The sequence below is a fragment of the Mariniphaga anaerophila genome, assembly GCF_900129025.1.
In the GTDB taxonomy this organism is placed as follows: domain Bacteria; phylum Bacteroidota; class Bacteroidia; order Bacteroidales; family Prolixibacteraceae; genus Mariniphaga; species Mariniphaga anaerophila.
On sequence record NZ_FQUM01000002.1, the window covers coordinates 319580 to 332548 of the forward strand.

A 12969-nucleotide genomic window follows, 5' to 3' on the forward strand; every position below is an offset into this window, starting at 1 on the left:
CGAATTCAGCCTGTTCTGTTTTTCTTTTATTGCTTTAAATAATTCAAATAGTTCTGGTTTACATTAACGCCCAACTGTATCGCGCGTTCCGCATCTTTCAGCGCATTTGTTTTATCGCCGAGGGCATTCAGCGCCAGCGAGCGGTTTGCAAAAAATACTCCTTTTGACGGGTCAATGCGGATCGACCGGTTGAATTCTTCCAACGCTTTTTCATTGTTTTTCATTCTGAAATGGCACAATCCAATGGTGTTAATCACTTCAGCGTTGTTTGGATGAATAACTAAATATCTATTGAAATCGGCAATCGATTTTTCGTATTCGCCTTCCTGAAACCAAATAAATGCCCGGTTTGAAAGCGCGTTGGAATGTTGCGGATTGAGCTGGAGCGCTTTGTTTAAATCTTTCAGGGCTTTTTTCCATTGCCGTGTAGACCCTAAAGCAGCTCCCCTGTTGGCCAAAGCGCTTACATTATTCGGTTCAATTTCAATGCATTTGTTATAATCTGCCAGCGCCTTATCCATTTCTCCCCGGTCGAAATAAATTTTTCCCCGGTTGTTGTACGGCTGTGCTTTTTCGGGGGCCAGTTGAATGGCACGATTGTAATTTTCGAGTGCTCTTTCAGGTTGATTTTGCTGGCGCAGGTAATGCCCCAAATTGTTGTACGGCAGCGGAGTATTGGGATATTTCTCAATGACATCCGTCCAGAGCGTTTCGCTGTTTTGCCACACTTTCATTTGGTTGAACGTAACTGTAGCCAATAAAACCAGGTAAACCACAACAATGGTGTAAACAAACGAACGCTTTGTCGAATATTTTTCGGTAGCACCTTCTACCAGTTTGGCCAGTATTAAAAATAAGCCGATGTACGGAATGTAGGTAAAACGGTCGGCCAGAAAACCCTGCCCGGCGCCAACAACCTGCAACAGAAAAGCAATATTGAACAGGAAAAACAGAATTCCAAAGGTGAGATTTTTATTCTTTTTAAACCTGGAAAGAGGAATGGCAACAACAGCAATTGCCGGAATCATGCTCAGATAAAAAACAGTTGAAATTTGTTCGGGGTAGGGGTAGGCGGCCGACATTTCCCAGGGCACAACCGATTTAATGAGGTAAATGACAAAAGAATAGCTTCCAATAAACAGGCGTTGTAATAAAGGAAAATGAGTGCCGGAATGGAGCGATCCCTGCTGCTTTAAAAACCAGATTCCTGCGACACCGGTAATCAGCGCCAGAATAAAATATGGTACTTTTTCCAAAATGAGTTTCCTGTCAATCTTCCGGGAGAACCAGTAGTCGATTAAAAGAAGTGTGGGAGCCAGGGCAACTGCCTGAATTTTGGATAACAGTGAAAGTGTAAAAGCGCCCAGCGATAACACGTAAAACAGGCTTCTTCTTTTTTCTAAATAGGTGGTATAAAAAAGAAGCGACAGTAAAAAGAACGTTCCGAAAAGAACATCTTTTCGTTCGGTAACCCACACCACTGATTCAATTCGCATAGGATGAATTCCAAAAAGCAGGGCGACTAAAAATGAAACTAAAAATGAAAGCCCCATTTTTCGCATCAGCAGGAAAACCAGCAGAGTACACAAAACGTGCAGAAGCAGATTATTAAAGTGGTATAAAAACGGTTTGTCGCCAACCAACTGGTATTCGAGTGCAAAAGTTAAATTTGACAATGGGTTGTAATTGCCAATTACATGCTCGGTAAAAATACCTTTTATATTTAGGTCAGTAACGTTTTTGTTTTCGTAAATATTTACGTCGTCGTCCCAATTGACAAAATCGTATTTTAACGACGGAGAAAAAAGCAAAAACGTGAAAACAGCCAGTACTACTCCTCCCCAAAGCCATTTTTTGTTGGGTGCGCCTGGCTTATTTGTTTTCTTTTTGTCGAATTTTTTTTTGTTCCGGTTCATCTGTTTATTAATAGTTAGCTAATTGAGCTCCAGTCAAATTCGGTATGTTTTGTCGCTTTTAAAGTTGTCAGCAACTCCCGGTTTTCCTCTTTTTGAAGGAACGGGTCTCCCGCCAAAATATCCTGGGCAACATCGCGGGCCAGTTTCAGAATTTCGCCGTCTTTTCCCAGGTTGGCTATTTTCAGGTCGAATCCCACTCCGCTTTGTTGAGTCCCTTCCAGGTCGCCCGGGCCGCGGAGTTTCATGTCCACTTCGGCAATTTCAAATCCGTCGTTGGTGCGCACCATTGTGGCCAGCCGTTTGCGGCTTTCGGTGCTTATTTTGTATGACGACATGAGAATGCAGTACGACTGTTCCGCACCTCGACCTACGCGTCCGCGCAACTGGTGCAGTTGAGACAACCCAAACCGTTCGGCACTTTCTATTACCATTACCGATGCGTTAGGAACATCCACGCCAACCTCGATTACCGTTGTGGCAACCATTATTCGTGTTTCGCCCTGTTTAAATTGTTGCATGGCGTTCTCTTTTTCGGCCGGTTTCATTCGCCCGTGCACCATTCCTACTTTTACATCAGGAAAAGCTTCGGATATTTGCCGGAATCCCTCTTCCAGATTTTTTAAATCCATTTTTTCCGACTCGGTTATTAGCGGGTAAACAATATAAATTTGTCGTCCTTTCTCCATCTGCTGTTGCAGAAAATTATTAAGCTGTTTTCTGCGGTTTTCAAAAAAATGATGCGTTTCTATGGGTTTGCGGCCGGGGGGCAGTTCGTCGATAACCGACACGTCCAAATCGCCATAAACCGTCATGGCCAGGGTTCGTGGAATGGGAGTGGCCGTCATTACCAGAACATGCGGAGGAATGAGATCGTTTTTTTGCCACAGTTTTGCCCGCTGTGCCACTCCAAACCGGTGTTGCTCATCAATTACCACCAGGCCAAGATTTTGAAATACTACCGTGTCTTCAATCAACGCATGCGTTCCAATCAGTATCTGCATTTGCCCTTCTTCCAGCGCTTTGTGCAATACTTTACGTTCTTTTGTTTTGGTTGAACCGGTTAGTAGTCCAACTTTAATTCCCATTCCGCTTAAAAAATTAGAAATGGATTGAAAATGCTGTTGAGCCAGAATTTCGGTAGGCGCCATCAGGCAACTCTGGTAACCGTTATCTAGCGCCAAAAGCATTGTCATTAAGGCAACAAGGGTTTTTCCACTTCCCACATCGCCTTGTAGTAACCGGTTCATTTGCACGTTGCGATTAACGTCGCGCCTTATTTCTTTCAACACCTTCTTTTGGGCGTTGGTGAGTTCAAACGGTAAAAAATCATTGTAAAATTTGTTGAAGCTGAACCCCACTTCTGCAAAACGAAAGCCTTTGAATTTGTTTTCCCGGTTGTGTTTCAGCGCAAGTATTTTTAGCTGAATAATAAAAAGTTCTTCAAACTTCAGTCTGAAACGGGCATTTCGTAAATCGGTAGTGTTCTCGGGTTTGTGAATAATGGTGAGCGCTTCTTCCAGCGAAACAAGTTTCAGTCGGTTGATAATATGAGCGGGGAGGGTTTCGCGTATTTTTCCCTTGCCCAGCTGAATGAGGGTTAATTGAAACTTGTTGATGATTTTGGAGTGCAGGTACTTTTTCTTCATGTTTTCGGAGGTCACATAAAAAGCCTGAAAAAGTCCCGACGGTTTCAACTGCTTTTCCTCTTCGGTTTCCATGTCGGGATGCACTACGTTAATGTGCCCGCTAAACTCAGACGGTTTCCCGAAAACAATGTAATCTTTGTTCAGTACAAGGTGCTCTTTTTGCCACTTTACTCCCTGAAACCACACCAGCTCCAGACTTCCCGAATCATCGTAAAAACGCGCAGTTAGCCGTTGCTTGTGGCCTGTGCCCACTGTCTCCATTGAACGGATTTTGCCTTTGATTTGAATGTAAGGCATTTGGGCATGAACTTCTGATATTTTGTGAAATTTGGTGCGATCGATGTACTTGTACGGAAAGTAATAAACCAGATCGCCAAAGGTTTTTATTTTCAGCTCTTTTGCCAGCAATTCGGCACGTTTGGGCCCAACGCCGGGTAAAAATTTAATATCCTGATCCAAAAAAACGGCCATGAAACAAAGATAACTATTCTGAAAAAAGAACGCCCAAAATGTTAAGCAGCGGATTTATGAAATTAAAAATTGAAAACGGATTAGAATTTCACGGTAAGCTTCAGATTAATTTTTCGGTTGGTAAGGTAGTTGGGTACCGCAAATTCATCTCCGTAAATGCTCGAGACCCAAAAGTAAGAAATTGTATTATTTATGTTCAGTAAGTTGAAAACATCGAGACTCACCCACATGTCGTTAATGTGACTGAATATTTTGCTTTCCGCTTTTCTGGAAGAACTGATGAGTACTTTTGAAAAACCCAGATCTATTCTGCGGTAGGGCGGCATTCGGTAAATATCCTGAAAACGTTCTGAATTAGGCGGGCCAACCGGCAGGCGAGCGCCATAAAATCCTGAAAGCTGCATTTTCCAGGAAGGATTTCCGGGCAGGTAATCCTGAAAAAAGAGGCTAAAATTCATCCATTGGTCGGTCGGCCGCGGAATATATCCGTGCCCGTCGCCCAGAATATCTTCTTTGGTTTTCATTAACGAAAGGCTTGCCCACGATTGAACGCCGCTCACAAATTCACCATTTATTTTCATGTCAATTCCGGTGGCGTAGCCCACGGCTTCCTGCTCTCCGATGTATCGTATTCTTACGTTGTCAACCTGGTAAGGAATCAACCTTTTCATGTATTTGTAATACGCTTCGGCACTGAACCGGAAGGGGCGATCCCAGGCTGTAAAAAGGTAATCGCTCCCGGCAACTACCTGGTACGATCGCTGCGCTTTTGCATCATAATTTATGGAGCCGTCGCGTTTTTTTAGCTCTTTAAAGAATGGCGACTGGTGGTACATTCCTCCGGAAAGGCTGAACGAAATTTTGTTTTCCCATTCAGGATAATAGCTTAAGGAAACCCGCGGGCTGACCAGAAACTCGTCGTTGAAATCCCAGTAGTTGAACCTGATTCCCCCTGAAAAATACAAATCGCCACTGGTTACAGGCACGCTCCATGTATCCTGAAAATGCCCGGTAATCCGGTTCGAGCTTATTTTATTGCGGCTGTTCAGGGTGTAATAAAGCAACACTTCGCTATCGGAGTAAGGCAGCGAATAACCTGTGGAGTCGCGGTAAATCCATTCATTTACTTTGTCGTTAAACTGTTCGTGCTGAAATTTTATTCCCCAGTTCAGCAGGTGATTATCGGAGTTGTAAGCTCCTTTGTGTGAAAAGCTGTAAACATTGGCATCGAGGTAGTTGCGGGCATGATTTAAAAAAGAACCAACACCCAGGTTCAGCACGCTGTCGCCAAATTCTTCAGACGACATATTCCGTTCCAACTGATTCAGGTAGTACTGCCCCAAAATATCGTATGCTTCTTTTTCTGATGTGTTAAAAGCAGACAGAATAAATTTCAGATTCAGGTTCAGGTTGGGGTGGTAGTTTCCCGACAAAGCCCCGAGGTAAGTTTTAAAATTATCAACTTCCTGTCCCTGAAAATAGATTTTTGTACTCAGCGGAGTTTGCCAGGTGCCAAAGGTTGTTTCCCTGGTTTGCGGAATAAACCGGTATTGGTTTTGGGCAATATTTCCCAGAAACGAGAGGTCAAATTTTTCAGAAAAACGATAAGTAATGTATGTCTGAAAATCGGTGAATTTCGGATCGTATTCTCCTTTCTCGTCAAGACCGCTAAGCATGTAGCTGTTGGTTTTGTATCTGATTCCCGAAATGTGAGCCAGCCTTCCGTTGAATGCAACATCTTCGAAATGAGCAGTTGCTCCGAGCAGACTCATGGAAGCAGAACCTCTGAAAATACTGGGTTTTCGGTATTTTATGTCGAGCACCGAAGACATTTTGTCCCCATATCGGGCATCGAAACCACCGGCAGAAAAATCGATGGTTGAAACCATGTCGCTGTTAATGAAGCTCAACCCTTCCTGTTGCCCTGCACGAATGAGAAACGGCCGGTAAATTTCGATGTCGTTTACATAAACCATGTTTTCGTCGAAATTACCTCCGCGCACGGTGTATTGCGAACTTAGCTCGTTGTTTGTTGAAACGCCCGGCAGTGTTTTAATGAGCGCTTCCACACCACCGGTGGCTGCGTCCGGAATTACCTCCATAAAACGCGGGTCAATGCGGGTAACGTTTCCGCCAATGCGGCGTTGCTCTGTTACCACAATTTCAGCGAGTTCTAAATCGGTTGCCGGCAATTCAATTTCAAGAGAAATGCTCTCTTCCGGTTTCGCGTTCAGCGTGTCTGCAAAAGTTGCATAGCCCAACGAGGAGAAAACGACTACAATTTTTTTTTCAGCAGGAATACGTAACAGAAATTTCCCTTCCCGGTTGGAGCTTGTTCCCAACGGATAGTCTTTTAGGGCAACATTTACCATGTCAAGCGGTTGCCCGCTTTTGTCGCGCACCACACCTCTGAGGGTTGCGTTGTTGCTTTGGGAGAAGCCATGCAGAAAGGCAACAATCAGGAAAGCAAAAATGAGTAGTCTTTTTATCATCGGCACAAAACTAACAAACCAATTTTAGTATCAACTTTTTGTTGATAAATAAATTGTGATGAAGGTTGTTTTTATTTTAGCATTTTCGGGGTGATTCTAAATGCTATCTGTCCGATGCGAGCCTCAACTTCGTTCCATGAATTTACATTAAAATCGATGCCTACAGTTGAGCAGGTTGGCATTTCATTTACATTGTGTTCCGACAGGTTATTAACAAGGTAATGGAAGCCCGGGTTATGGCCGAAAAAGAAGACCGATTCCGTGTTTTCCGACAATGAATAGATGAGATCCAAAAAATCGGAAGTGGTGAGCCCGTCGTAAATTTCATCAATTTGGCGTATCCGGTTTCTGTCAATTTTCAGGTTGTCGGCAAAAATACGAGCCGTTTTTAATGCCCGTTTTGCCGGGCTCGAAATAATGTTGTCCGGTACAATATTTCTTTTTCTTAACTCCCCGCTTACAAGAGCTGCATCATCTTTTCCGCGCTCAGTTAAATCGCGGGTAAAATCATCATCGTATCCGTACGGAACGGCTTTGGCATGCCGCACAATCACTACTCTTTTCATTTTTCTGATTTTAATTTTACCTCTTTGCTAATCCCATTTCCCAACAAATTTAGTTTAATTTGAAGGAACAAATTACAGATTTGAAACTCTTTTTATGAAGCGCATTGGATTATTGTCAGACACTCATGGTTTTGTACACGAACGGCTTTTCTCTTTTTTCGATAAGGTTGATGAAATTTGGCATGCCGGCGATTTTGGTTCAATTGAAGTGGCCGACGAACTGGCTGCTTTTAAACCGTTAAAAGGTGTTTACGGAAATATCGACGGGCAGGATGTTCGTGTAGTTTATCCGCAGCACCAGCGTTTTATGTGCGAGGAAGTGGATGTTTGGATGACGCATATTGGAGGTTACCCCGGGCGGTACGAGCGCTACGTAAAACCCGAAATATTTCGGAATCCTCCGGGGCTGTTTATCAGCGGGCATTCGCATATTTTAAAAGTAATTTACGATAAGAAACTGCAATTGCTTCACATAAATCCCGGCGCCGCTGGTTACAAAGGGTTTCATAAAGTGTGTACCGCAGTCAGGTTTACCATCGATAAAAAAAATATCAGCGATTTGGAAGTATGGGAAATTCCGCGGGAATCGTGCTTCCCCCAAAATAAATAGTTCTGTTACTTTTTTGCAATAAAAGTTTAATCAAAAAACAGGATAAAAAGAAGCAACCTTTTTCCTTTAGTCGCATCTTTAAAACGACCTTGTTGCTGAAACAGGCACGATTTTAACGCAACAATTAACAACGAAAGTGCGCGTTTTAGTGAATGCCGTTGATAATACTTAATTCTAATTATATGGAACGAACATGAATTTTCTTCATTCAAAATTCACAAAAAGAAATGATTAAACTATGCGAGTTGCATATGATACCTTAATAAACAAACAATTTTAATGAGATGAAAAAACTACTGCCGTATTCATTCCTATTACTGATTATTTTTGCCGCTGTGGTGGGGTTTGATGTTTTGCCCCCAAGTGGATACGAACCGGTTTTTATGCTGCGTTCGGAAATGGAAAAAAACGTTCAGCTTGATGAGCCCCGAAGTGTTAAAAATCCCGGAAAGATTTACCTGAAAGACCATTTGATTTTTATCAACGAAAAGTACAAAGGGATTCACGTTATTGACAATTCGAATCCTGAAAATCCTGAAAATGTAGCGTTTGTGAAAATTGATGGCTGCATCGACATCGCCGTGAAAAACAATGTGTTGTACGCCGATAATGCGGTGGATTTAATTGCATTGAAATTTGATGAAAACCTGACTGCCGTTAATGTGGTAAAAAGAGTGAAAAATGTTTTTCCCGAACCGGTTTCGCCCGACGGAAGGGGGCTGAGCTGGCAAGAAAAGCAGGCCGTGCCCGACGATGCAATTGTTGTTAGATGGGAACATAGATAAAACCTGAATATGAAACGAACATGAATTTTCTTCATTCAAGATTCACAAACAGGAATGATTAAAATTTATGTGAGTTCCTGAATGTCTTCAAATTTTTTGAACATTCAGAAATCAAAAAAAATTATACAGATGAAAAATAATTTATTGAAATACATGCTTTCGGTTGGGCTGTTTTTCTTTTGGAGCGCTTGCAGCTACGAAGATTCCGACTTTGGCAGCAGCAATGCAGATAGTGGAACGGGCGGCTCCATGGCGCGTTTTACCATTGTTGGCGATCACTTGTTTACGGTTGACCATGAAAACCTGAATGTTTTTGATATTTCATCGGTTGAGGATCCCGAATTTGCTAGGGAGAGTCATGTGGGGTTCGGTGTTGAAACCATTTTCCCGTTGGGGAATAAACTCTTTTTGGGCACCAGTTCAGGAATGTACATCTATAATATTAATGACAATGGTGTTCCCGAAAAACTTTCGTTTTACGAACATGTTATTGCTTGCGACCCGGTGGTTTCGGATGGTAATTATGCGTACGTTACGCTGAGTACCGGCAGATCCGGTTGCTGGCGTTCCATCAACGAACTCCAGATTATTGATTTGCAGGATTTGAGAAATCCGAAGCTGCTGAGGGGGTATTCAATGGAAAATCCGAGAGGTCTGGCTGTGAGAAACGACACATTGTGGGTGTGCGACAACGGATTGAAGGTTTTCGATATTTCCGAGAAAGAAAATATTCAGCAACTCTATCAATTTAACGATTTGGTGGCGTACGATATTATTCTGGATGAAGATCGTGCCTTGGTAATCGGAGAATCGGGGTTTGTGCAATACAAACTTGAAAATGGTACAATAAAGAAACTTAGCGAGATAAATGTCGAATCTGAACAATTGAAATAAGATGAAAAATATTTTAGTCCTTTTTTTATTTTTCCCGTTGCTGATTTCGGCTCAGAATATAACGGAAGAGAAAACCAAGCAGTTAACTTTTGGTGTGGGAGTTGTGCCGCAGTACGCAATTTTAAACGGAATGCGCATCGACTTCGATTATAAACTGAATGATAAAAACCAATGGCTGGTGGTTGCTCCGCAGGTTTACCTGAGCAGCGATCCGAATTTTACCTGGGATTATAACAGCATGACTGGTTTCGGAATTGAACTTCAACACAAGGTTTTTCTGAATAAAGAATTCAAAACGGTGAATCCCTATTTTGCCTACGGTCCTACGTTTAATTATTTTTCGGTGCAGGACGACGGGCTAACGGCTCGTTCATACAACGAAGACGGAGGAAATTATATTGGGCTTGTTGAGGACGAAATGACCACCCGAATTTTTAAATTTGGTGGCAACATTATTTTGGGGCTTCACTACTTTTTGTTCGATAACCTTTACATGGATGCTTACGTTGGAACCGGCATCCGGTTCAGTTACGATAATCAAACCTCCGGGCTGCACGGGTATTACAACGACTGGTGGGCAGATTTAGGCTATTCCGGAACCTTAATGGTCGGAGGAATAAGATTTGGCGTAATGTTTTGAAAAAGGTTTTACGGCTTTTCGAAAATGCCGACTACCCAGTTTTTTTTCTCCAGGTTACTAGCGAAGTTTAAGCCCGTTTCGCGGGCTTTGCTTTTTATGTCGTCCAGGTCGTTCAAATAGAACCCGCTCATAAAAAGTTTTCCTCCGGGATTCAGCGATGCGCTGTACGAAGGCAAATCCTGCAGTAGAATGTTTTTGTGAATGTTGGCAAAAATGATGTCGTACTTTTTTGTGCCCAGCAACGAAGCGTCGCCCTTAAAAACGTTCAGGTTTTTAATGTTGTTCCGTGCCGAATTTTCCTGTGTGCCTGATACCGACCATTCATCGATGTCAATTGCCGTAATTTGTGCGGCTCCTTTCATCGAAGCCAAAATGCCCAAAATACCTGTTCCGCATCCCATGTCCAGAACTTCTTTGCCGGAAACATCTTCGTTCAGGATGGCTTCCAGCATCATGGATGTTGTTTCGTGGTTTCCTGTTCCAAAAGCCATGTTCGGCTCAATAACAATTTCGTATTTGCAGTTGGGGTAATCTGTATGAAATGGCGCTCTGACCAGGCACTCGCCAGCAACAACCAGCGGTTTAAAATAGTTCTTTTCCCACACCTCATTCCAGTTCTGATTTTTTATAACTTCCTTTTTTATCCGGAAAGAGAAATGCTCGTTAAACGAGTTGAGTTGTTTGGTTAATTCTGTTTCGTTGAAATTTTCAACCGGGATAAATGCTTCCAGACCGGTTTCGGTTTCAATAAAGCTTTCAAAACCAATTTCTCCCAGTTGAGCTGTTAAAACGTCGCGCAGCCACTCTTCGAAAGGGGTAATTTCAATTTCAATTTTATAATAATCCATCGGGAAAAAATTAAGGGTTGTTTTTAAGGGAAAAGAAAAAGCTTTTTGAAAAGATAGTTGCCCACGACAAACTATGAATTTTCAAAAAGCCTTTAAATAAAAAGAACGCTATTTTAGAATCCTTTAATAATTCCAAGGAAATCTTCGGCTTTGAGCGCTGCTCCGCCAATCAAACCTCCGTCAACGTCTTTGTTTGCAAAAAGTTCTTTAGCATTTCCGGGTTTGCAGCTTCCGCCGTAAAGTATTGAAGTTTCTTCAGCTACATCGTTGCCAAATTTTTCAGCAATAATTGAGCGGATAAATGCATGAATTTCCTGTGCTTGTTCAGAAGAGGCAGTTTTGCCGGTTCCGATTGCCCAGATTGGTTCGTAAGCGAGAATCAGTTTTTTGAATTCGTCAACCGGTAAATTGAAAATTGTTTCTGTCAGCTGTTTTTTTACGAATTCGTTTTGAGCTTCAGCTTCGCGTACTTCCAGTGGTTCGCCGCAGCAGTAGATTGGAGTTAATCCGTTTTCCAGTGCCAGTGCCAGCTTTTTGTTCAGAATTTCGCTGGTTTCGCCATAATATTCGCGCCTTTCGGAGTGACCCAAAATAACATATTTGGCGCCAGTAGATTTTACCATTTCGGCAGAAACCTCACCTGTAAAAGCACCTTTAGCTTCGGCTGCGCAGTTTTGGGCAGAAACACCAATACGGTTTGTGTTTACCGTTTCAGCTACTTTTGTAAGGTGGGTGAACGGAACTCCCAAAACAACTACTACATCGTCGGCAGCTTCTTTTGCCACAAGTGTATCAACTGCTTTGGCCAGTTCAACCCCTTCTTGTAAATTGGTGTTGCATTTCCAGTTTCCTGCTACTATTTTCTTTCTCATTTTTCTGGTATTTAGTTTTTTACGATAAATCTCTTTTACAAAATTAATTGCTTCTGCCGGATAACCAGCATCGCTTTTTGGTGCTCAATTATAATTAACTATTTATTGATGAATTCCTGTTGAAATGTTTCAGCCGAAGGAATATCATTGTAATGATATTTGGCCACGATGGTTCCGTCTTTTACCACCAACAAACCCGGATTTGAGCGGATTATGGTTTTTAACGTAATTTCGTCGGCATTGAAAAATTCGTAAGGCGCTTTGCGTGTGATGGCAAAAGCATCGGTGTCGTCCTGCAACGACGAAGTCAGGCAAATAAAAGGCATTCCGTTTTCCAGTGCCCAGTCAGCCAGTTTATTAATTCTTTCCTGCGGTTTTATGCTGGACTTTTTTAAATCGTAAGCAATCAGCATAAAAACGTAATTATCGTCGTACAGAAAAAAGTCAACAATATTTTCGCCTTCGGGAGTTTCTATGGTGAAATCGTGAATAGGCGGTTCGTAACCTTTTTCTACAAGAGTCGATTTTGTATCGTGAAACTCATAATTAATGGTGTCTTGCCATGGGTAGTTTTCTTCGGTAAATTGTTCGATTTTACCTGTTTTTTTATTCTTGTAAAAGAAAGTGTTTTCATAAACATCTTGCGGCGCATCGGCGGGCATTGCCATTGCTTCGGGAATATTTACCCCAACTTTGTACGGCCTGAAATCGAAAACCGGCAGGTGATTGTAAGAATGAATAACAAAACCCGAGTATGCCACAACCGCCACTAGCGAAAGAGCAAAACCTGCTTTTTTGCCCGGCGCTCCTGTCATGTTGTTCCGATAAATAAATACAATTAGCGCAAGTACAATTAAAACCAGGTTTTTATAAAAAGTTTCCCAGTTTGTAATAACCAGCGCATCGCCAAAGCAACCGCAGTCGGTTACCGGGTTTTCAATGGCAATCCACAACGTCAGCCCGGTAAAAAATACCATAAACAGTAGCGAGAGCCACGAGAAAAAACGAAGAAAAGTATTGAAAAGCAGTGCTACGCCAATTGCAAACTCCGTAAATGCCAGCAAAACGCCCAGCGGAAATGCTGCCCACAACAACCAGTCGAGGTGCATGGCATTAAAATAGTCGGTGAATTTGTATGCCGAACCCCACGGGTCTATTCCTTTTACAAAACCTGAAAATATAAATGTAAGTCCAACCAGTATCCGGGCAAGATGTTTTACAATTTTCAT

General features: G+C 42.3%; 11 protein-coding genes. 4 read left to right on the forward strand and 7 right to left on the reverse strand.

The annotated features are described in order from the left end of the window. Positions 1–26: 26 nt before the first annotated feature. From BUB08_RS04505 to BUB08_RS04520, 4 genes are all read right to left on the reverse strand, one after another. Positions 27–1916 carry a tetratricopeptide repeat protein gene (locus BUB08_RS04505; RefSeq protein WP_072999326.1) on the reverse strand — a complete coding sequence of 630 codons (1890 nt, stop codon included), beginning with the start codon at positions 1914–1916 and terminating at the stop codon, positions 27–29. A gap of 14 nt (positions 1917–1930) precedes the next feature. Continuing rightward, positions 1931–4033, reverse strand: a complete 2103-nt coding sequence (gene recG / locus BUB08_RS04510) for an ATP-dependent DNA helicase RecG (RefSeq protein WP_072999328.1) — start codon at positions 4031–4033, stop codon at positions 1931–1933. Between the two features lie 80 nt (positions 4034–4113). Further along, entirely contained in the window at positions 4114–6525 is a 2412-nt protein-coding gene (locus BUB08_RS04515; RefSeq protein WP_072999330.1) for a TonB-dependent receptor, read from the reverse strand. Positions 6526–6596: 71 nt separating this feature from the next. Beyond that, a complete protein-coding gene (locus tag BUB08_RS04520) occupies positions 6597–7091 on the reverse strand; it encodes a SixA phosphatase family protein (protein ID WP_072999332.1) in 495 nt (164 codons plus the stop codon). A gap of 94 nt (positions 7092–7185) precedes the next feature. On the opposite strand from BUB08_RS04520, the gene BUB08_RS04525 reads away from it, so the two are divergent. From BUB08_RS04525 to BUB08_RS04540, 4 genes are all read left to right on the forward strand, one after another. Continuing rightward, on the forward strand, positions 7186–7701 hold the full coding sequence (locus tag BUB08_RS04525) for a metallophosphoesterase family protein (RefSeq protein ID WP_072999333.1): 516 nt from the start codon (positions 7186–7188) through the stop codon (positions 7699–7701). A 284-nt stretch (positions 7702–7985) separates the two neighbouring features. Then, complete coding sequence (locus tag BUB08_RS04530; RefSeq protein ID WP_072999335.1) at positions 7986–8486, forward strand: hypothetical protein; 501 nt, start codon at positions 7986–7988, stop codon at positions 8484–8486. A gap of 129 nt (positions 8487–8615) precedes the next feature. Further along, a complete protein-coding gene (locus tag BUB08_RS04535) occupies positions 8616–9380 on the forward strand; it encodes an LVIVD repeat-containing protein (protein ID WP_072999869.1) in 765 nt (254 codons plus the stop codon). Between the two features lies 1 nt (position 9381). Continuing rightward, the gene (locus BUB08_RS04540) at positions 9382–10020 is read left to right on the forward strand and encodes a hypothetical protein (protein ID WP_072999337.1); all 639 of its coding nucleotides are present in this window, start codon (positions 9382–9384) and stop codon (positions 10018–10020) included. A gap of 8 nt (positions 10021–10028) precedes the next feature. Here the strand turns inward: BUB08_RS04540 and prmA are convergent, their stop codons facing one another. From prmA to BUB08_RS04555, 3 genes are all read right to left on the reverse strand, one after another. Then, entirely contained in the window at positions 10029–10868 is an 840-nt protein-coding gene (gene prmA, locus BUB08_RS04545; protein WP_072999339.1) for a 50S ribosomal protein L11 methyltransferase, read from the reverse strand. Positions 10869–10981: 113 nt separating this feature from the next. Next, positions 10982–11740 carry a triose-phosphate isomerase gene (gene tpiA / locus BUB08_RS04550; RefSeq protein WP_072999340.1) on the reverse strand — a complete coding sequence of 253 codons (759 nt, stop codon included), beginning with the start codon at positions 11738–11740 and terminating at the stop codon, positions 10982–10984. A gap of 98 nt (positions 11741–11838) precedes the next feature. Next, the gene (locus BUB08_RS04555; protein WP_083570584.1) at positions 11839–12969 is read right to left on the reverse strand and encodes a BT_3928 family protein; all 1131 of its coding nucleotides are present in this window, start codon (positions 12967–12969) and stop codon (positions 11839–11841) included.